Here is a 19,845-nt window from a genome sequence, read left to right on the forward strand (position 1 = left end):
TTAGAAGGTTAACCTATACATTAAAATGAACAACATTATTGATAAACTATAAAAAAAGACAAGGATGACATAAATGGGAACAGCAAATATTGGATATGAAGAGAAGTTGTGGCAAATGGCAGACAAGCTGCGTGGAAGTATGGATTCTTCGGAGTACAAACATGTGGTGCTGGGTTTGTTGTTTTTAAAATACGTATCAGATGCGTTTGAAGAAAAATATGTGGAACTTGAAAATGATGAATATGCAGATCCTGAAGATCAAGATGAGTATTTGGCGGAAAATATTTTCTGGGTGCCTAAGGAAGCACGTTGGGCACATATTAAAGAAAATGCCAAGCAGCCTAACATTGGTCAAGTCATTGATGATGCAATGATTGCAATTGAAAAAAACAATGAATCGTTACGCGGCGTTCTGCCGAAAGACTATGCACGTCAGGCACTGGATAAGACTCGTTTAGGAGAAACCATTGATCTATTTTCGTTTAAAGTTGGCGATGCTGAGAGTCGTTCCCAGGATGTTCTAGGTCGCGTTTATGAATATTTCCTAAGTAAATTTGCAAGTGCGGAAGGGAAAAATGGCGGGGAATTTTACACGCCGAATTCCGTTGTTAAATTACTGGTTGAAATGCTGGAACCGTATAAAGGTAGAGTGTATGATCCTTGCTGTGGTTCTGGTGGTATGTTTGTTCAAAGTGAAAAATTCGTGGATGAGCATCAAGGACGACTTGGGGATATTGCTGTTTATGGACAGGAATTCAATGCCACAACTTGGAAGCTTTGTAAGATGAACTTAGCGATTCGCGGAATTGATGGAAATATTGGTGAGTTTAATGCTGATACATTCCATAATGACTTACATAAAGGATTAAAAGCGGACTATATATTAGCTAATCCACCGTTTAATGTTAGCGACTGGGGTGGGGACAAGCTCCGTGAAGATGTGCGCTGGCAATTTGGGACACCGCCAGTTGGAAATGCGAACTATGCATGGATTCAACACATGGTATCAAAACTTGCCCCATCAGGAACAGCTGGCTTTGTTTTGGCAAATGGATCCATGTCTACGAGTACTTCATCAGAATTGGAAATCCGTAAAAATTTAATCGAGAATGACATGGTGGAATGTATTGTTACTCTGCCAGGCCAGTTGTTTTATTCTACACAAATTCCTGTTTGTTTATGGTTTTTAACAAAAAGTAAAGCTAAAAATGGAAAACGCGAACGTAGCGGAGAAATTTTATTTATCGATGCACGAAAAGAAGGATTTATGGCTGACCGCACACATAAAGAATTAGCAGCAAAAGATATAAAGAAAGTAGCGGACTCCTATCATGCATGGCGTGGTACGAATGATAATACGTATGAAGATGTTGCCGGTTTCTGTAAAGCAGCGAAAACAGAAGAAGTTCGTGAACATGAATATATTTTAACCCCAGGTCGTTATGTAGGGTTGGAAGCACTAGAGGAAGATAGCGAACCATTTGAAGATAAGATGGAACGAATAACTTCTGAATTAGGGGAACAATTTGCTAAGTCGAAAAAGCTGGAAGATGAGATCCGCCATGCGCTGAGGGGGATTGGGTATGGAGTGTAGTGAACGGAACACAGCTAAGCTGAAAGAAATGACTTTAAAAATTGGTAGTGGTTCTACGCCAAGAGGTGGTAAAAAATCTTATTTAAGCAGTGGAGAAATTAGTTTAATTCGTAGCCAAAATATATACAATCATCATTTCGAACAGAATGGGTTAGCTTATATTTCAGAGGGACAAGCTGCCAAACTGAAGAATGTTACTGTTCAGGAAAATGATATTTTAATCAATATAACTGGAGATTCTATTGCAAGAAACATGATAATTAGTTCAGAGTTTTTACCTGCTAGGGTAAACCAACATGTTTCTATTATAAGATGTGATGACGAAAAATTAGATCCGTTCTATTTATCTGCTGTATTAACATCGAGAAGAATGCAGGATTATTTAATATCACTTGGGCAAATCGGTGGGACCAGGGCAGCATTAACTAAAAAAATGTTAGAGGAACTCGAAGTTCCTGTTATTAATATTGATCAACAACGATTAATAGGAAAACTTTTAAGTAAATTGAATACTAAAATCAATACTAACAACGAAATAATCTCCAACCTAGAACAACTAGCTCAAACCTTATTCAACCATTGGTTTTTCGATTTTGAATTTCCGAATGAAAACGGTGAACCATACCAATCCAGTGGGGGAAAGATGGTGGAAAGTGAACTTGGGATGATGCCTGATGGTTGGAGTGTTGATTCTCTTTCATATTATATGCACGAAACAATCAGCGGTGAGTGGGGTAAAGAAGCCCCGCAAAAAAATCATCAGTATATGGTTAATGTGATAAGAGGAGCTGATATTCCAGAATTAAGGTTAGGTAAAGATGGGAAGGCTCCTAAAAGATATATTCTTGAAAAGAACTTTGACAAAAAATCACTTTCAGTTGGAGATGTGTTAATAGAGGTTTCTGGAGGTAGTCCAACTCAATCGACTGGGCGTACACTTTTAGTAGACGAAATTCTTTTAGAAAAATATGATAACAAGGCTGTATCGACAAATTTTTGTAGAGTACTTCGACCTTTGAAAAGTTACTTCGGTACCTTTATACATTTGTTATTACTTCAGATGTATCAAAAAGATCTGTTTTTCCAGTTAGAAAATGGTACAACAGGGATAAAAAACCTAGATGTTAGTAATCTGGTGGAGAAACATAAAGTCATTCTACCAAGCAATGATGTGGTCAAGGAGTTTTCAGATTTAGCTAACGATTTATTAACAATGATTCAACAAAAAGGTGATGAAAATAGAAAGATCAAAAAACTTCGTGACACTCTCCTCCCAAAACTTCTCTCGGGAGAGCTTGAATTACCTATGGATAGTGAGGTGACAGATGATGTATCAATTTCATGAGGATGATCTTGAACAGGCGACACTGGAGTGGCTGGAAGCGAATGGATATCAAATTGTAAACGGTCCTGATATTGCATCAGATGGGCCTTCTCCTGAACGGGATAGCTACCAGGATGTCGTTCTTACGGGGCGTCTTGAGGATGCGTTGTTACGGATCAATCCAGATGCAGGTTTACAAGCTGTTGAGGAAGCGGCTAAAAAGGTAGAAATTGCACAGTCACCGAACTTACTTGTTAATAATCGCGGGTTTCATAAATTCATTACGGATGGTATTGATGTAGAAGTCCGTACTGCTGAAGGACGGAACACCGTTAAAAAACTGTGGTTGTTTGATTTTGAAAAGCCAGAGAGCAATGATTTTCTAGCGGTAAATCAATTTACGGTGATTGAGGGAACATCTAACAAACGACCAGATGTGGTAGTTTTCGTAAATGGTCTTCCATTAGTTGTTTTTGAGCTGAAAAGTTCAACCGATGAACGGGTGGGAATTAGTGAGGGATACCAGCAGCTCCAGACTTATAAGAGTTCGATTCCATCCTTGTTCCACTTTAATGCTTTTATGGTGACAAGTGATGGACTTAATGCTCGTGCTGGTTCGTTAACTGCTGATGAGGAACGTTTTATGATGTGGCGCACGACGGATGGGAAATCCATCGCACCGACTACTGTTCCACAATTGGAAGTACTCATAAATGGCATGTTCAAACCTGCTATTTTACTGGACATTATTCGCCATTTTATTTTGTTCCAAACCGATGGGGAGAAAACAGTCAAAATATTATCTGCCTACCACCAATATCATGCTGTCAACAAAGCGATGGAGCAAGCAAAGCGTGCTGTTTCTGACACGGGCGATGGCAAGATTGGTGTTATTTGGCATACACAAGGATCAGGTAAAAGCCTTTCCATGGTGTTTTATACCGGAAAGCTTGTACTAGGAATGAATAATCCTACTATTGTAGTGCTGACTGACCGGAATGATTTGGATGATCAACTTTATAATACGTTCTCCATATCCGCAGATCTCTTGCGGCAATCACCAAAACAAGCAACCTCACGTAGCGAACTGCGTGAGCTTTTAGCCGTTGAATCAGGTGGCATCATCTTTACTACGATGCAAAAGTTTGCCCCTGAAGAAGGCGTAACAACAATGGATGCGCTGACAACACGACGTAATGTGATTGTTATGGCAGATGAGGCTCACCGTTCTCAATATGGTTTCCAAGCACAAGTCCAGCAAACAACAGATGATGTCCAAACAAAGTATGGATATGCGAAATACTTACGTGATGCACTGCCCAACGCGTCATTTGTCGGCTTTACTGGAACACCAGTTGAGTCAACCGACAAAAACACGCCTGCTGTTTTTGGGAATTATATCGATGTGTATGACATGACACAGGCTGTAGAAGATGGATCAACGGTTAAGATTTATTATGAAAGCCGGATCATTAAACTAGATCTTCCGAAAACGATTGATCTCGATGAAGAATATGATGAAATTACCGAATTCCAGGAAGACTCTCAACGAGAAAAGCTGAAATCCAAATGGTCTCGCTTAGAAGCGTTAGCTGGCTCGGAACAGCGGTTAAAGAAACTAGCGAAAGATGTCGTAACACATTTTGAAAGTCGTCAGGAAGCGATGTTTGGAAAAGGGATGATTGTCGCAATGTCCCGTCGAATCGCGATTGACTTATATAAGGAGATTATTAAGCTGCGACCAGAGTGGCATTCGGATGACGATAAAAAAGGAGTAATCAAAATTGTCATGACCGGTTCATCAAGTGACCCAGTGGAGTGGCAACCATTTATCGGAAATAAGAAGCGTCGTGAAGATTTGTCGCGACGTATGAAAGATAATGATGATGAATTAAAGCTCGTCATTGTGCGTGATATGTGGCTTACCGGTTTTGATGTCCCGTCCATGAGTACGATGTATGTGGATAAGCCAATGAAGGGCCATAACTTGATGCAGGCCATCGCTCGTGTGAATCGTGTTTTCCGAGATAAGCCAGGTGGGCTAATTGTTGACTATATAGGAATTGCTGATAGTTTGAAGGAAGCATTAAAACAATATACCGATAAAGATAAAGAAAATGCAGGTATAGATACTGCACTTGCTGTCGATTTGATGCTAGAGAAGTTTGAAGTGATTCAGGATATGTTATATAAACATGATTACAGTCATTTCCATTCCGACAAACCGAGTGAACGCATGCAAGCCATTATCCAAACAGTGGACTTTGTTATTAGCTTAGGAGAAGAAGAAAAGAAACGATTTTTGCGTGTTGTAACAGAGTTATCCAAAGCATTTGCATTATGTTCAACCGAAGAAGAAGCGCAGGATCTAAATGCTGAAATTGGCTTTTTCAAAGCAGTGAAGACAGGAATTATCAAGCTGATTCCTGAAGAAGGTGAGACAAGAACACCAACACAACTGGACGCACAGATTAATCAGCTGATTTCCAAATCGGTTATTTCAGACGAGGTTGTAGATATTTACAGTTCATTAGGATTAGACAATCCGGATATTTCAATATTATCTGATCAATTTTTAGATGAAGTAAAAGCAATACCACACAAAAATGTCGCCGTGGAACTGCTTAATCGATTGCTTGAAGGTAAAGTAAAGAACGTGCAACGAACTAATTTAGTACAAGCTAAAAAATTCACCGATATGTTGAATAACGCAATCAATAAATACAATAAGCGCGCTATCGAAACATCAAAGGTAATTGAGGAATTAATCGAGCTCGCAAAAGAAATGAATGCATCCTATACAAGAGGCGAAGAATCAGGGTTAATTAAAGAAGAGGTAGCATTTTATGATGCACTAGCATCCCACGAAACAGCGGAAGAAGTAATGGGTGATGACATCCTAAAAGCGATTGCCCATGAATTATCCAAAGCAATCAAAGCAAACATGAGCATCGACTGGAATCTTCGTGAATCAGCTCGTGCGAAAATGCGTATTACCGTAAGAAGGCTGTTAAAGAAGTATGGCTATCCACCAGATTTGCAGAAGATGGCTGTAGAGACCGTGGTCAAGCAGGCTGAATTGATGGCGGGTAATGAGTCTGTATAATAGAGTTAAGCATACAAGCCGCTGGTGTGTAATTACGCCCCTTATTTCAATGAGGGGGTATGAATGCCAGGGTCTTTTTTTGCGATAGAAACTATTCTAGTGAAACTCAAAAAACCAGCAAATACAAAATAAAACAATGGTCATGTTATCTTTAGAATTTCTATTAGGGATAAATATTTTCAAGAAATTAATAAACTGATCCATTTTGCAAAGATAAATGGTGTAACTAAAGAGTTTTTAACATTTGTACCAATTAAAGAGAGGAAATTTGGAGAAATGATAAAGAAATCTTTAGAAGGAATAGTAATAAAACTCACATCGAGAGGAAATAATCGTTACAAGTTAAAGGAGTGGTATACATGCAGAATGAAACAAATATCTTAATCTACCAAACAGAAGAAGGGGCAACAAAAATAGATGAACTATCGACGGCACTCCTGCTCTCGTACATAGCGACTACAATGGGTTAAATGTATTGGTTTCTGAAAATAAAGGGCACTTTGAAGTAACTGGGATTATTGACTGGGAATTCGCATTTGCTGGTCCAGTACATGTAGATATTGGCAACATGTTGCGGTATGAGAATATCCCTTATTTCACTGAATTTGAGCAGGCTTTTATGGAAGGCTTACAGTCAAGCGGAATTGCTCTGCAACATGACTGGAAAAAGGTCGCGAAGTTAGTTGACTTAATTGCCTTGTGTGATCTGCTTAATAATAGTTATGGTGGAGTAAACCGGGTGAAAGACATTAAACACATAGTCACTCAAACGATTGAAAACTGGAAGGATTATTGAACGCAGGTGGTGGTAGTATGAAAGTCATTTATGAAACAGAACGTCTACTTTTAAAAGTATTTGAGCATGTAGATCTAGATGATGCAAAACTCTTTTGGGGAAATGATGAGGTTATGGAATATTGCTCAGGAGCGACCCCTCATGAAGTTCTCCCTAAGGTGATAGATACATATGCTGCGTGTTATCAAGATAAAGGTTTATCTGTGTATGCAATCGTAAAAAAGAGTTCCGGGAAGGTAATTGGTGCAGCGGGATTTAATGTAGAAACGTCACTGGAAAAAGTGGAGCTGATTTGCCATTTTGCCAAGGATTCCTGGGGGAAAGGGTACGCTACAGAGACAACTAGAGCATGTTTGAACATCGCAAAAGCTAATGGAAATGTAAGAACGATATATGCCTCAGCAGATACACAGAACACTAATTCTTTGAAATTAGTAGAGAAACTCGGTTTTGAATATAAAGGAATGAAATGGTTTGACGACACGGAACAATATGAGCCTTACTATGAAATATCTTCAGGATAATTATTTTCGTAAATTTTGGAGCTTTTTACATGTAAAAAGTTCCAAATTTCACGATTTGATAGAATAATTTTGTATCAGCTATAATAAAAAATGTAATCTGACTAATCGGAGGTAAGAACCATATGAGTCCTAAAGTTAAATTAGAAGATATCCTTGAAGGAATGGAATTGCAATCTGAGGAAAGTACGACGTTATGTAACCTTAAAACTGGAGAAATAGTAAATGTACTTAATGAATTTTTATGGAAAGCAGAAGGCGAAGTAGATTTTGGAGGTTTACCAGACTGGCAGCAAGAGCAAATGAAACTGGCATACGACATATTAGAACATGAAGAAAACTATACAGAACTTCCAACAGATTTTGATATTCATGAATATAGTATGATAGAAGATTTCTGTTATACAGTAAAAGATCCTAAGGCACAGGAAATTTTACTAAAAGCAATACATGGAAAAGGGGCATTTAGAAGATTTAAAGAAAATGCATTTAATTTAGAGCTTGAACAGGATTGGTATTCCTATCGAGATGCGTGCTACAAACAAATTGCGATAGAATTTTGTGAACGAAATAATATGGAGTATGTAGAATAAAAAGAAGGGTGTTAGATGAGCAAGAAAAAAGTCGAACAAAAAGTCCGTCAACATGCAACAGAATTAATGAAAGAAAAAGGATATATTAGCCCGGTTGATCTCCTCGTTAAAATGGAAAGGCTCACACCAAAGCAAGTAAAAGATTGGCGATTCAAGAAAATCCCCTATTTAGAACGGGTAGCAGTTGGAAATCTAGGAAAACTGAATCACGCACTGAACATGTTAAAGAAGTTTGCAAAGGAACAAAACTTGAAACCATCCCTTACTGTTTATAAATCATGGGGAAAAGGGCCGAAAAAGCCTCTTCGGTTTTCTAAATCAGGCAATCCTTATATGGAAGAAGTGTATTCAACCCATTATGTACGTGTGAAGAGTCAAAAGAGTAATAAGGATCGTAAAACATAGTATAGATAAAGCATTGAAGATTGGAAGAAAATGCTTCATTGGTTAGGAGATCAAGTAGTTACAGATATTATGGAGCTAGATAAGATAACATGACTCGCATCTGGCCATAAAAAAACGATATCAGATACATTAAGATCAGAAAAGTTTTTTCGAAGCAAATACATATAGAAAATAATCCAAAGGGGGAATGAAGAATATGTCTAAAGTTACTAAACTTAAAATCCCTGAATTGAAAAGAAATTTAAAGGAATATGATCAAAAAGAGCTTATCAACTTAGTTTCCGAGTTATACAAACTAAATGATAATGTGCAACAATATTTATCTGTAAAATTTTTAGGTGAGGAAACCACCAATGATTTGTTTAAGAATTCCCAGAAAGAAATAGAAGATGAATTTTTCCCGGACAGAGGATTTGGGAAGATGCGTTTGGCCAAGGCAAGAAGTTCAATTAGCAACTTTAATGTTAGTTTATGTAGAGGTAGGGACGGAATTCACAAACACATATGGAGATATTGATGGAAGGTTTTATAACAGTATGCTCTCCATGTACGATAAAGTAATAACAGAATGTGAAAAAGACGAAAAACTATTTCACGAATTCAAGGATCGGCTATATTCCGTAGTTGTTGATTCAGGCGGTATTGGCTGGGGATATCATGATGGGCTAGCAGAACTTTATTATTCGATTAGTTGGCTGGGGGAGTAGGTGAACTATTTCCTCTAGATAATACAAGTGAAATATTACTATTATTATTGACGATTATAAATGTCATGATTTATAATTATCTTAACCTTTCCACTATTCCCCTATTTCTATTTTGTTTGTTTTCCTATTCCATGTATTGTTAAACATTATAGGAGGATAAATAAATGACAAACCCTAGATGGTCCGCTTACGAGAGTGGACAAGCCAAAGTTTATGATAATGAAAAAAAGGTCGAAGTGAAAATGTGGGTGCATAAGTTTTCACATCCTGATGAACACAAGGAATATATAGAGAAGCTTAAAATAAGTTCAGAATTTGACATGCGATATCGTGGACTTGTTTTATTTTATGGTGATGATTTGATTACTTACAAATTGAAACACAGAACAAGTAAACGGGTTAATGAATTTCTTCGTATTTTCTCAAAGTATCTTACTGATCATCTAGAAGATAATTGTCCCTCATCTTGGAAAGAATGCCAGCCCTCATTCTGGGAAGAATTTATTTTTGCTTGTTATCCCCACTATATGCAAATTTCCATCAAACAAAGAGAATCCGATATTTTTCTTGCGCAATTAAAGAAATTTGTCTATTGGCTTGATCAGCGTTCGGGATGTTCGTGGTATGAAGTTGTAGAAAAATATGCAGAGGAGGCCTTATCTGAACTTCGTGCTTCGGAACAAGTACTCAATAATCTTCTATTATATTCATTTCCTCACCTAAACACCAAAAGTTGGAATCCAACACAGGATATGACCAGAATTGAAAATAATCTAAAGACTTGTAATGAAACTATTAATAGCATTTTTGAAGTTAAACATTTAGCTGATAATATAGTTACTGTATGTGATATAGATTCCACACAAACATACCAAATAGTAAATTTTCCTGTGAAAAAACTTCTACCTGGATATCTCCTCGATGGCTCAATGGGTAAAATGCATGATGACATTTATTGGACCTGGCATTTCACGGAAGGCATTTATCCTCAAAAAGCTAAAAAGTATATTCGTTTTATTGATTAAGAACTTCGTCACTGATGGATTTATCGAAAAAGACAATTTCATAGAGTGAATTATCAAAACAGAAATAGTAAAATATAGACTATACATGCTTTGACAGAGACGCAAAATAGTATCAGGGGATAGTCTCAGGTTAGGGCATTGCAGACATATAGTGAAACTTTAATGGAAGTAATTCGTAAATAAAGTAGAAGATCCTATTCCATATGGTGAGGAGGCTACACGTTGCCTTTATGGATTTTTATTTTAATCGTTTTCGGTGGATTGCTATTGATGGGCGTGGTTGTTGATGTAATAGCAAAAAGAAAAGGAAAGAAATTAAACCTTGAAAAAGAGAAGAAAGATAGTAGCACATCCGAAAGAGTATATGGAGAAAGCTTTAAACATGAGATCAAACAAAATATGCACCGAAACCATTTTTAGGTAGATAAGAAAGTATAAAATTTTCTTATCTACATAAGTGTAACTAAGGCTTCCGCCATTAAGGCTTGGCGATAAGCCAAGTTTTCTAGTAAGATTAATAAACAGGGACAGTTTTCGAGTATATATAATCGAAAAACTGTCTTTTTTTTATAAGCTTGTGTAATGAAAGCCGTAGACAAGCAATAAACTTTAATATAATTCATTAACAATAACAGATCCAGAGGTGCATTATGAATCTCAAATTTATCATTATAGTAGTAGGCATTATAACGGTGATCGTTATAGGATTGAACGTAATTAACAACACCATTCTCTTTGAGGATTCTGTGGATGAAGAAGAAATCAATTTAGAAGCAGACAATGGTCTGACTCCGGAATATCTTATGGATTATTTATCGGAAAACAACTTTAACATCTCTCCAGTCTCCTCTAAAGAGAATTATGATGTATATGCTGCAAAGCGATATGTAGGAGATATTGATGTAACCGTTCAAGTGGATGTTTATTATGACCGAGAGCGCGATAAAGTTTTGCTGATCAAATCTACAATTGATGGTAGTTATTATGAAGATTACGATAACCCGCAAGTTGTCGAGCAAATGGTAACAGAAATTACAAAGGAATATTTAGAAGCATTAATCTCGTTTCCCTATAATAGTTCGGAGCCTGAGAGAGCAAGAGATTGGTTAGAAACACATGTTGCTAGTGCATATAACGACTCGAATGAAATGAGTGTGGATATTGGACTTGCAACTATTCACCTGTCTGGAAGTTCTCTAGTCCGTGTTATGGAAATGGATTTCGAAGTAGATAAATTACAGGAAGACCTATAATAAAAAATGCGCACTTCCCTTAGTGCGCATTTCCCATTCCAATTTAATGCGTTGTGCGGTTTTCATAAAAATCATACGTATCCATTGCCAGGGTAACACCTTGAGCAAAGGCGGCACCTCCACCAAGTGCTGCACTAATAGCGATGGATTCCATAATTTCTTCCTCAGATGCTCCGTGTTCGACTGCTCCTTTAGTATGATACATGATACAATATTCATCCTGAGCATAAATACTGATTCCCAGAGCCATTAGCTGTTTTTCCTTTTTGCCTATTGCGCCTTCATGAAAGCAAGCCTCTGTAAAATCAAAATAGCCTTGTGTCATTTTAGGTAGTTGTTTTTGAAAACGTGAACTTCCTTCCTTATAGTCAAGTATGGATTGATCAAAATAATTAGCTGGTTCTTCTGCATGTGTTTCCTCCATGTCCATTCACTCCAATACAATAGTTTTGCTACATTTAATATCTTTTATAAAGATGGGAAAAGTATACATAGAAACGTATTACCGCCTCGGAATAATTGACGAATATTTCGAACAACACTATAATGAAAAACTATGTGACATAAATTGAGCGAGATGGTTGTTTTTTCATCCAACAGTCTGTAATAAACATGATTAACAAGTTATAGACACTTGCTCCTAAAATATTAGGAGGAAAAGAGTGAAACATAGCAAAGAGGTAAAGACAGATTGGACAGTATTTGCAGTAAGCGGCGGATTTCTAGTTTTATTTATTATTTTATCGTTTTATGATAGTGAAATGGTAGGAGAATGGATTAACACATTATTTGGTTATTCCGCTGATTACTTTGGAGCATATTGGCAGTTATTATTATTTGGAAACTTTGCAGTTGGAATATACTTAGCATTTTCAAAGTATGGAAAGGTTCGATTAGGGAATCAAGCTAAACCTAAATACAGCTACTATCGATGGGTTGCCATGATTCTAGTTACACTGCTTGCAAGTGGTGGTGTATTTTGGGCAGCGGCTGAACCGATGTATCATTACATGGATACCCCGCCATTATTTGGAGGCGGTGAATTTAATAATATATCAGCTGCTTTTGCACAAGCATTTATGCATTGGGGATTTCTGGCATGGGCCATATTAGGAACGTTAGCTACTATTGTCATGATGTATGTGCATTACAGTAAAGGATACCCAATGCGCCCAAGAGCATTGCTCTATCCGATATTTGGTGAAAAAATATACAAAAAAAGTGTCCTTGGTTCTGCAGCAGACATTGTTTCTATTATAGCAACAGCAGCGGGAACGCTCGGGCCACTAGGTTTTTTAGGATTACAGATTTCTTATGGTCTTAATCATTTATTTAATGTTCCTAATACCGTAACAGTAAGTATTATGGTTGTCGTAGTTCTCGTCATAATTGCAGCTATTTCTGCTGCTACAGGGGTGGATAGAGGAATCCTTCTACTTAGTCGTTTAAATGTCGGAATGACAATAGTATTAGGGCTTATTTTGCTGATTGTCGGCCCAACATTCTTTATTATTGATGCGTTTGTTGGGGGATCTGGTGTTCATTTACAAAACTTCTTCACCATGAATTTTTTCCGTGGAGACAGCGCTTGGCTTAGTTATTGGACGGTATTTTTCTGGGGTTGGTTTATCGGATATGGTCCGATGCTGATTATATTTATAAGCCGTATTTCACGCGGACGTACTATTCGAGAATTAATTATTGCAGTATCTATTGTTGCACCACTTGTAAGTAACTTTTGGTTTTCCATTGTTGGTGGAACAGGTGTATTCTTTGAAATGGAGAAACCAGGGTCTATTTCCACAGCCTTAAATGACGCTGGTATGCCTGCGGCAGTAATGGCCATTATGGATCAACTTCCACTGGGTACTATTTTTGCCCTAGCATTTCTAACTGTATCCATAATATTTGTTGCCACAACTACAGACACCATGTCATATACAATAGCGGTAACATTAACAGGTAATGATCATCCAGAACGATGGTTACGTGTGTTCTGGGCATTAATCTTCGGTGCTACAACTATGGTGATTCTAACTATTGGAGAGGGAAGTATTACTGCCATTCAAAATTCGATCGTGATAACAGCCGTTCCAGTATCATTTTTATTACTGCCACCGTTATGGAACGCTCCAAAGATAGCAAGGAAAATGGCGCTTGACCAAAGACTCGTTTGGAAAAGACCAAGAAGAAATTCAGATTACTTTGATGAATAAAAGGAAATGGAGTACCAAATTGGTACTCCATTTTGTGCGACGGGCAGTCGCAACGTTCCACGCTTTTAGCGTGGAACGTTCCTCTTTTATCATCATCAGACAGAAGACTCCCTCTTCAAGCGCGGGAAGGGCTTTAGCTCAGCGATAAGGGGGAGATGAATGGCGGTTGGCGATAGCCAAAAGTAATCTCATTGTGTTAGGATAAGAACAAACGTTCCTGTGAAATCATACAATCCAAGAAGCCTAATCTATGGCATTATCGTGAGGTACTGTCAGAAGGAGATGCGGGCAATCGAGAGACCTGTAGGCGAAACGTACAGACACAAATGGGAGACCATAAAACACAAAGGCGGCGGGGCAGGTTGGCGACGGTCAGGAAACATTTTGGAAACATTTTAGTTAGACCAATCCATATAAATTATCCTTATTTTTTGGTATACTAAACGGTAACTAAGGAGGCGTCTCTGTTGAGTGATACCAAACAATTACAAAAAGAAGCCATGCACATGTTGAAGCTTACAAGTAGAACATTTTATATTCCTATAAACCTGTTAAAGCCTACCTTGAAAAAAACGGTAGCTTCAGCTTATTTATGCATGCGTGCTATCGACGAAATTGAAGATCATGAACAAATAGAACCTGAAGCGAAGGAGCGTTTATTACGTTCAACTAGTTTACTTTTGAAAAGGGATTTTGATGAGATAGCATATCGTGAATTGTTGCAACCATATGAATCACTATTACCAGAGGTCACAATGCGCTTAGGTGACTGGATTAGAATTTGTCCATCAGGTATTGTCGATAAGGTAAAAGATTCTACAAGTATTATGGCAGGTGGAATGGCAGATTGGGTCGAAAAAGATTGGCATATAAAAAGTAAAGAAGATTTGGATGACTATACGTATTACGTGGCTGGTTTAGTAGGAGTCATGCTATCAGATATATGGTATTGGTATGATGGAACTCAAACAGATCGTGAACTTGCTATTGGCTATGGACGAGGATTACAGGCGGTAAACATTTTGCGCAATCAAGGAGAAGATCATGAACGTGGGGTACGATTTATACCGGATGGTTGGGGCACCGACGACATGTTTAGCTATACAGAAAACAATTTAGCCCAAGCCGATGAATATATGAAAGATATTAATACGAAAAATATTATCATGTTTTGTAAAATTCCACTAGCGTTAGCGAAAAGAACAGTAAAAGCGTTAAAAGATGGAAGGGAAAAAATATCCCGAAATGAAGTCGAAACAATTGTAGAAGAAGTTACAAAAGAGTAAAGGTAAGCTGCTGTTCCAATTTGGAATAGTGGCTTTTTATATTATTCAAAATTTCTGTTGACTCTCACGTTACGTTATACTTTATAGTAACTAGTGAAGGGGGGACACCGATGAAAGTTAAAGAAGTTGCAGATTTGGTAGGTATTAGTGTGCGCACACTACATCATTATGATCATATTGGGTTATTAACACCAGAAGAAACAACCGAATCTGGATACCGTATTTATTCGGATCGTGACCTAGAGATGTTACAACAAGTATTATTCTTTAAGGAACTGGGCCTCCCTTTGAAAAAGATAAAAGAAATTATCAATAGTCCCTCATTTGACAAGAAAGAAGCACTCGAACTACATCGGAAAATGTTATTGGAAAAACGAAGTCGTATGGATAAAATGATTGCGACAATTGATAAAACAATTCAACACTCGAAAGGAGAAATTAATATCAGTGATAAAGAAAAGTTTGAAGGCTTTGATTTTAGTCATAATCCGTATGAGCAAGAAGCACGTGCACGTTTTGGTGACAAGGCAGTGGGTGAGTCTAATTCAAAATTAGGCAAGATGTCTAAGGAGCAAATAAAGTCAATGGGCGCAGACTTTGATGCTATTTATAAAGACTTAGCGGCCATCCGACATCAAGCACCTGAATCTGATGAGGCGCAAGCTGCTATAAAAGTATGGTATGACTATTTGAACAAAATTGGTAGTTACTCACTTGATGCATTTAAAGGACTTGGCCAAATGTATGTGGAAGATGAACGGTTTACGAAAAATATTGATAAATATGGTGAAGGATTAGCGGTATTTATGCGCGATTCGATGGCAGTTTATGCTGATGAAAATCGTGAGTAACAAAAAAAGGCTCTATGTCCTGTAGCTGGATATGGAGCCTTTGAAATTTATTAATTCTTCTCGTTTTGTGTCACCTGTTGCAAAATATAAACTGATTTTTGATTTTCGAGGTGAAAATCCAACTAACGGTGCATCACCTTCATGACCAGATGCGTATTTATAATGATATGAACCAAACCCAATAATGCTTGGCCCCCACATTTTTGCAGTGTAACCTGTCGTTTCAGTGAAAATATCTAATAGTTTATAAGCGTCTTCTCGTTTTTTTGAGCTTTCGACATGTTCAATAAACTCGATGGCACTATTATCGGTTTCCATTGTTTTTAGCTCGTACATTTGTAACTCTCCTCCTTTATATCTGAAGTCAGGACTGAACTTTAGCTTGTCCTCATAATAACATGTAATTCCAAATAATTCCTAAAAGGAGAGAGGAATGCAGGGTGCATCCCTCTCACTAAGTTCATTTGCCAAGCAATGCTTTGACACCAAGATGCAAGAGGGCTATAGCAAATATAATGATTGCTATTCCTCCTACGATATCAAAGAAGTTGACTATACCACTACTAACAACAGATGAAGCTGGAATTCTAGTCAATGCAAAGCCGGCTAAAATACATGATAAATACAATAAAACGGTTTGATTCATCATCAATCCCTCCTTCTAAAAACATTATGAAGTAAGAAGGGGTTATGGCTATTTATAGTACTAGAAGCACTGGAATGACTGAACTCTATCTAAATCCACCCCGTAATATACCCATCTGTTCCTGTACCATCTAAATCCAGAGATGGATCGTCTTCCGACAAAAACTGGGAAAAACCAGAATGAATCTCTGCGCAACCAAATATAGGTGAAACGATATAGGCATCCTCGTATGGCACCGGGGTCTACAGCGAAGGTTTGGAATTGTGATTGTGTTGGTTCAAAATCTGGTGGTGGAGAAGTAGGGGCAACTGCTGATGGCCCTCCACCAGGGAACTGCCCACCTTGACCGGGGAATGGTCCACCAGGCCCACCAGGGAACTGCCCACCTTGACCTGGGAATGGTCCACCAGGCCCACCAGGGAACTGCCCACCTTGACCTGGGAATGGTCCACCAGGCCCACCAGGGAACTGCCCACCTTGACCTGGGAATGGTCCACCAGGCCCACCAGGGAACTGCCCGCTTTGACCGGGGAATTGTCCACCAGGTCCACCAGGGAACTGCCCGCCTTGGCCAGGGAATTGTCCACCAGGTCCACCGAAAAATTGTCCATCCTGTCCGGGAAATTGTCCGTCTGGGGAGGCATCGGGTGATTCAGTAAATTGTCCACCTGGAAAACCAGGGAATTGTTGTCGATTATCAAATGATGATTGATTCATTACTTATCTCCTTTCTTTAAAGCCCTTCTCTTTACTATATGGTGAATTCGTCTAGAGTGGGAATGATTTTAGTACATTGTTTAATAAATGTTAGGAGACATTAATGATGTGGAGGTGAATGGGCTTATGAAAAGACTATTTATATGGACGATCTTAGTTTCAGTATTTTTATTTCCTATAATAGAGGTTAGTGCGTCATCAATTGATTGTCCTGATGTAAATAAATTAGAGCAAACCTCATTAGAGGATAAACAGGAATTTCTAAAAGCCTTAGAAACTATAATTCCGGAAATGTATGGGTCAGATGAAGATGCTGACAAGTATGGTGAATGGAAGATCATAACCGCAACTCCATTTCCAAAAACAGTGGGTGTGTTTCGTGATGATATTTACCGTAGAATAGCTGCGAATTATTGTGGGGAAGATGTTTCTAGTAAATCATGGTTGGCAAGAATTTATTTTCCGAAGTGGGAAGGGGTAAGTTCTAGCCTTTCACAAGGACAACTTTTCCTGGCTAAAAATGAGGAACAAGGATGGTTTGTCTGGTTTTGTTATCATTAAAATATTTCTTGCTAAGTGCAGTGGGCCGTGTTAATATTATGCTACTATTTTCCAACTGAAGTTATTACAAATGTCTAGAACTTATACGGTGACTAAGCAAGCTGAATCGAAGCTTGCCTTTTTTAGTTGGAAAGAAGAAAGAGGAGAAGTTTAGCATGGATGGAAATAAGAAATACGAATATTTGGCAGATGATCCAAATATAAAAGTAATGCCAATTATGCTGTCATTAATAATTGGTGCTTTTTTTGCTATTTTAAATGAAACATTATTAAATATTGCTTTAACAACTTTAATGGATGAATTTGGTATTTCAGTCACTACTGTACAATGGATGGCAACGGGATTTATGTTAGTGATGGGTATTGTTATCCCAGCTTCAGCTGTACTATTACAATGGTTTACGACACGTCAAATGTTTTTGGGTACCATGACTGCTTTCACAGTAGGCACTTTAATTTGCGCTATTGCACAGACCTTTCCCATTTTATTAGTAGGTCGGATCACGCAGGCAGTTGGAACAGGGTTGTTAATCCCAATTATATTCAACGTCTTTTTACTACTGTTTCCACCACACCGACGCGGTAAGGTTATGGGGTTGGTTGGATTAGTCATTATGTTTGCACCTGCAATTGGTCCAACGTTATCAGGAATAATTGTTGAGTATTTAGGCTGGAGATTTCTATTTATTACTGTAATTCCGTTTGCTATTTTTTCAATTGCATTTGCTTATAAATATTTAATCAACGTTTCGGAAGTTACTAAACCTAAAATAGACATTTTTTCCCTTGTATTATCTACGATAGGATTTGGTGGTATTGTATTTGGTTTTAGTTCAGTAGGGGAGGGTGATGCTGGTTTCCTTAACCCGGTCGTGTATATACCTATTATATTAGGTATATTGGGACTAGTAATCTTTTCGTTAAGACAACTAAAACTGGATGAACCTTTATTAGATCTAAGAGTGTTTAAGTTTCCAATGTACACACATGCGATTGTTATGTTTTTTATTATTATAATGACTATGTTTTCATCTGAAATCATCCTGCCTATTTTTATGCAAGGTCCGTTAGCTTTAGCTCCTGCAACAGCTGGACTCGTTTTGCTTCCTGGGGCGGTGTTAAATGGACTCATGTCACCTTTAATGGGACACCTTTTTGATAAGTTCGGTCCAAGAGTAATGATAATACCAGCTTCACTCGTATTATCTGGTACCATGTTTATGATGAGTAAACTAAATATGAATACATCGTTATGGATGATTATTGTGGGATACCTATTGTTGATGTTAGCCATTTCAGCAATTATGATGCCTGCGGAAACAAATGGGTTAAATCAACTACCAAAACATTTATACCCACACGGGACAGCGATTATGACGACATTACAGCCTGTTGCAGGTGCTGTTGGAGTTTCAGTATTCATTAGTATCATGAATGCAAGAGAAATTAACTTTCTTAATAATGTATCAGACCCGACTAATCCGATTGTGAAAAGTGAAGCATTAGTTGCAGGTGTCGAGCTTGTGTATTTTATAGCTTTTGTATTATCAATCATAGCTGTAATTATGTCATGGTTTGTATATCGTGCAGTACCTAAGGAGTTGGAAGAATTAACTTCAAAAGACTAACAAATTTTGTGTGATTTGTTAGTCTTTTTTTTGCCCATTAACGCTTTAATGTTTTTTCTGTAATGCCTTATGTTCGTATTTAATTAACTTTATCGAAGGAAATTCATTAGGATCCTGTTGAGACGAGTAACGTTTTGGTTCCACCGCAAAGTAAAGCGTATCGGTACCTAAATGTATCCCCTTTTCATTGGTAGGTAATAAGGTAATTTTTATTACATAGGAATAGCTTTGGTTCCTCTCATCATTCCCCTCTATATTATTGTTTGCTTCAGTAATAGAAACCATATCATGTTTTTTCCAACCAGGTGTATCATAACCATGTACGGTACTATCCTTATAATAATCTTCTATTGCTTGATAAATATCATCATGGTAAATGTCGAGGATAAAATAACCAAATAGTTGCTGGTTGTCTTTACTTGATTTTGGGAAATCCGGTATGTCATTTGATTGACTATTAACTGTTTCAGTATCAATTGTAAATAACATTGTGCTTAATAGAACAGTGGAGAAAATAATTAATATACGCTTTTTCATGTGAATACCTCCTTGAACTACCCACCACTTATCGACCTTGCGGTCTGATTGAAGTGGGGGATTCCTAAGAACACCAGCG

General features: G+C 37.7%; 21 protein-coding genes and 1 pseudogene. 17 read left to right on the forward strand and 5 right to left on the reverse strand.

Translation table 11 applies throughout. The features are described from left to right. Window positions 1-73 precede the first annotated feature (73 nt). From ACFQ3N_RS05110 to ACFQ3N_RS05165, 12 genes are all read left to right on the forward strand, one after another. Window positions 74-1,594, forward strand: a complete 1,521-nt coding sequence (locus tag ACFQ3N_RS05110) for a class I SAM-dependent DNA methyltransferase (protein WP_390360171.1) — start codon at window positions 74-76, stop codon at window positions 1,592-1,594. Continuing rightward, window positions 1,584-2,939: a restriction endonuclease subunit S gene (locus ACFQ3N_RS05115; protein WP_390360173.1), complete on the forward strand. Its 1,356-nt coding sequence runs from the start codon at window positions 1,584-1,586 to the stop codon at window positions 2,937-2,939. The genes ACFQ3N_RS05110 and ACFQ3N_RS05115 overlap by 11 nt, the downstream gene beginning before the upstream one ends. Next, on the forward strand, window positions 2,923-6,024 hold the full coding sequence (locus ACFQ3N_RS05120) for a type I restriction endonuclease subunit R (RefSeq protein WP_390360175.1): 3,102 nt from the start codon (window positions 2,923-2,925) through the stop codon (window positions 6,022-6,024). Before ACFQ3N_RS05115 ends, ACFQ3N_RS05120 begins: the two co-directional genes overlap by 17 nt. A 475-nt stretch (window positions 6,025-6,499) precedes the next feature. Further along, window positions 6,500-6,820: a phosphotransferase gene (locus ACFQ3N_RS05125; protein WP_390360177.1), complete on the forward strand. Its 321-nt coding sequence runs from the start codon at window positions 6,500-6,502 to the stop codon at window positions 6,818-6,820. A gap of 17 nt (window positions 6,821-6,837) precedes the next feature. Continuing rightward, window positions 6,838-7,344: a GNAT family N-acetyltransferase gene (locus ACFQ3N_RS05130; protein WP_390360179.1), complete on the forward strand. Its 507-nt coding sequence runs from the start codon at window positions 6,838-6,840 to the stop codon at window positions 7,342-7,344. 122 nt (window positions 7,345-7,466) lie between these two features. After that, on the forward strand, window positions 7,467-7,934 hold the full coding sequence (locus tag ACFQ3N_RS05135) for a UPF0158 family protein (RefSeq protein WP_390360181.1): 468 nt from the start codon (window positions 7,467-7,469) through the stop codon (window positions 7,932-7,934). 15 nt (window positions 7,935-7,949) lie between these two features. After that, complete coding sequence (locus ACFQ3N_RS05140) at window positions 7,950-8,339, forward strand: hypothetical protein (RefSeq protein WP_390360183.1); 390 nt, start codon at window positions 7,950-7,952, stop codon at window positions 8,337-8,339. Between the two features lie 196 nt (window positions 8,340-8,535). After that, complete coding sequence (locus tag ACFQ3N_RS05145; RefSeq protein ID WP_390360185.1) at window positions 8,536-8,856, forward strand: hypothetical protein; 321 nt, start codon at window positions 8,536-8,538, stop codon at window positions 8,854-8,856. Window positions 8,857-8,884: 28 nt separating this feature from the next. Further along, the gene (locus tag ACFQ3N_RS05150; RefSeq protein ID WP_390360187.1) at window positions 8,885-9,046 is read left to right on the forward strand and encodes a hypothetical protein; all 162 of its coding nucleotides are present in this window, start codon (window positions 8,885-8,887) and stop codon (window positions 9,044-9,046) included. A 164-nt stretch (window positions 9,047-9,210) separates the two neighbouring features. Continuing rightward, complete coding sequence (locus tag ACFQ3N_RS05155) at window positions 9,211-10,071, forward strand: hypothetical protein (protein ID WP_390360189.1); 861 nt, start codon at window positions 9,211-9,213, stop codon at window positions 10,069-10,071. Between the two features lie 222 nt (window positions 10,072-10,293). After that, a complete protein-coding gene (locus ACFQ3N_RS05160) occupies window positions 10,294-10,491 on the forward strand; it encodes a hypothetical protein (RefSeq protein ID WP_390360191.1) in 198 nt (65 codons plus the stop codon). A 230-nt stretch (window positions 10,492-10,721) separates the two neighbouring features. Beyond that, on the forward strand, window positions 10,722-11,324 hold the full coding sequence (locus ACFQ3N_RS05165) for a hypothetical protein (protein ID WP_390360193.1): 603 nt from the start codon (window positions 10,722-10,724) through the stop codon (window positions 11,322-11,324). 43 nt (window positions 11,325-11,367) lie between these two features. On the opposite strand, the gene ACFQ3N_RS05170 is transcribed toward ACFQ3N_RS05165, so the two are convergent. Further along, window positions 11,368-11,748, reverse strand: a complete 381-nt coding sequence (locus tag ACFQ3N_RS05170) for a carboxymuconolactone decarboxylase family protein (protein ID WP_390360194.1) — start codon at window positions 11,746-11,748, stop codon at window positions 11,368-11,370. 238 nt (window positions 11,749-11,986) lie between these two features. On the opposite strand from ACFQ3N_RS05170, the gene ACFQ3N_RS05175 reads away from it, so the two are divergent. From ACFQ3N_RS05175 to ACFQ3N_RS05185, 3 genes are all read left to right on the forward strand, one after another. Continuing rightward, the gene (locus ACFQ3N_RS05175) at window positions 11,987-13,540 is read left to right on the forward strand and encodes a BCCT family transporter (RefSeq protein WP_390360196.1); all 1,554 of its coding nucleotides are present in this window, start codon (window positions 11,987-11,989) and stop codon (window positions 13,538-13,540) included. A 467-nt stretch (window positions 13,541-14,007) separates the two neighbouring features. Then, a complete protein-coding gene (locus tag ACFQ3N_RS05180; RefSeq protein WP_390360198.1) occupies window positions 14,008-14,826 on the forward strand; it encodes a squalene/phytoene synthase family protein in 819 nt (272 codons plus the stop codon). A gap of 110 nt (window positions 14,827-14,936) precedes the next feature. Next, window positions 14,937-15,677: a MerR family transcriptional regulator gene (locus ACFQ3N_RS05185; protein ID WP_390360200.1), complete on the forward strand. Its 741-nt coding sequence runs from the start codon at window positions 14,937-14,939 to the stop codon at window positions 15,675-15,677. 24 nt (window positions 15,678-15,701) lie between these two features. Here ACFQ3N_RS05185 and ACFQ3N_RS05190 read toward each other — a convergent pair. The 3 genes and pseudogenes from ACFQ3N_RS05190 to ACFQ3N_RS05200 all read right to left on the reverse strand — a co-directional run. Beyond that, window positions 15,702-16,013, reverse strand: a pseudogene (locus ACFQ3N_RS05190) (DUF1801 domain-containing protein); the annotation flags it as partial. 124 nt (window positions 16,014-16,137) lie between these two features. After that, window positions 16,138-16,323: a hypothetical protein gene (locus ACFQ3N_RS05195; protein WP_390360202.1), complete on the reverse strand. Its 186-nt coding sequence runs from the start codon at window positions 16,321-16,323 to the stop codon at window positions 16,138-16,140. A gap of 60 nt (window positions 16,324-16,383) precedes the next feature. Further along, a complete protein-coding gene (locus ACFQ3N_RS05200) occupies window positions 16,384-17,040 on the reverse strand; it encodes a hypothetical protein (RefSeq protein ID WP_390360204.1) in 657 nt (218 codons plus the stop codon). A gap of 126 nt (window positions 17,041-17,166) precedes the next feature. On the opposite strand from ACFQ3N_RS05200, the gene ACFQ3N_RS05205 reads away from it, so the two are divergent. After that, window positions 17,167-17,601 (forward strand): hypothetical protein, encoded by a 435-nt coding sequence (locus ACFQ3N_RS05205; RefSeq protein ID WP_390360206.1) that lies wholly within the window; start codon window positions 17,167-17,169, stop codon window positions 17,599-17,601. A gap of 155 nt (window positions 17,602-17,756) precedes the next feature. Further along, on the forward strand, window positions 17,757-19,229 hold the full coding sequence (locus ACFQ3N_RS05210) for an MDR family MFS transporter (RefSeq protein ID WP_390360208.1): 1,473 nt from the start codon (window positions 17,757-17,759) through the stop codon (window positions 19,227-19,229). A 45-nt stretch (window positions 19,230-19,274) separates the two neighbouring features. Here ACFQ3N_RS05210 and ACFQ3N_RS05215 read toward each other — a convergent pair whose 3' ends face one another. Continuing rightward, a complete protein-coding gene (locus tag ACFQ3N_RS05215; RefSeq protein WP_390360210.1) occupies window positions 19,275-19,766 on the reverse strand; it encodes a hypothetical protein in 492 nt (163 codons plus the stop codon). Between the last annotated feature and the right edge of the window lie 79 nt (window positions 19,767-19,845).

Source organism: Virgibacillus byunsanensis, assembly GCF_042675965.1.
GTDB lineage: Bacteria > Bacillota > Bacilli > Bacillales > Amphibacillaceae > Virgibacillus_R > Virgibacillus_R byunsanensis.

What these genes read in the sequence shown, in the direction of transcription:
- ACFQ3N_RS05215 (WP_390360210.1), bottom strand. Translation starts at nt 19,766, where the DNA reads ATGAAAAAGCGTATATTAATTATTTTCTCCACTGTTCTATTAAGCACA.
- ACFQ3N_RS05200 (WP_390360204.1), bottom strand. Translation starts at nt 17,040, where the DNA reads ATGAATCAATCATCATTTGATAATCGACAACAATTCCCTGGTTTTCCA.
- ACFQ3N_RS05130 (WP_390360179.1), top strand. Translation starts at nt 6,838, where the DNA reads ATGAAAGTCATTTATGAAACAGAACGTCTACTTTTAAAAGTATTTGAG.
- ACFQ3N_RS05120 (WP_390360175.1), top strand. Translation starts at nt 2,923, where the DNA reads ATGTATCAATTTCATGAGGATGATCTTGAACAGGCGACACTGGAGTGG.
- ACFQ3N_RS05165 (WP_390360193.1), top strand. Translation starts at nt 10,722, where the DNA reads ATGAATCTCAAATTTATCATTATAGTAGTAGGCATTATAACGGTGATC.
- ACFQ3N_RS05170 (WP_390360194.1), bottom strand. Translation starts at nt 11,748, where the DNA reads ATGGAGGAAACACATGCAGAAGAACCAGCTAATTATTTTGATCAATCC.
- ACFQ3N_RS05140 (WP_390360183.1), top strand. Translation starts at nt 7,950, where the DNA reads ATGAGCAAGAAAAAAGTCGAACAAAAAGTCCGTCAACATGCAACAGAA.
- ACFQ3N_RS05195 (WP_390360202.1), bottom strand. Translation starts at nt 16,323, where the DNA reads ATGAATCAAACCGTTTTATTGTATTTATCATGTATTTTAGCCGGCTTT.
- ACFQ3N_RS05210 (WP_390360208.1), top strand. Translation starts at nt 17,757, where the DNA reads ATGGATGGAAATAAGAAATACGAATATTTGGCAGATGATCCAAATATA.
- ACFQ3N_RS05110 (WP_390360171.1), top strand. Translation starts at nt 74, where the DNA reads ATGGGAACAGCAAATATTGGATATGAAGAGAAGTTGTGGCAAATGGCA.
- ACFQ3N_RS05155 (WP_390360189.1), top strand. Translation starts at nt 9,211, where the DNA reads ATGACAAACCCTAGATGGTCCGCTTACGAGAGTGGACAAGCCAAAGTT.
- ACFQ3N_RS05135 (WP_390360181.1), top strand. Translation starts at nt 7,467, where the DNA reads ATGAGTCCTAAAGTTAAATTAGAAGATATCCTTGAAGGAATGGAATTG.
- ACFQ3N_RS05205 (WP_390360206.1), top strand. Translation starts at nt 17,167, where the DNA reads ATGAAAAGACTATTTATATGGACGATCTTAGTTTCAGTATTTTTATTT.
- ACFQ3N_RS05115 (WP_390360173.1), top strand. Translation starts at nt 1,584, where the DNA reads ATGGAGTGTAGTGAACGGAACACAGCTAAGCTGAAAGAAATGACTTTA.
- ACFQ3N_RS05150 (WP_390360187.1), top strand. Translation starts at nt 8,885, where the DNA reads ATGTACGATAAAGTAATAACAGAATGTGAAAAAGACGAAAAACTATTT.
- ACFQ3N_RS05185 (WP_390360200.1), top strand. Translation starts at nt 14,937, where the DNA reads ATGAAAGTTAAAGAAGTTGCAGATTTGGTAGGTATTAGTGTGCGCACA.
- ACFQ3N_RS05145 (WP_390360185.1), top strand. Translation starts at nt 8,536, where the DNA reads ATGTCTAAAGTTACTAAACTTAAAATCCCTGAATTGAAAAGAAATTTA.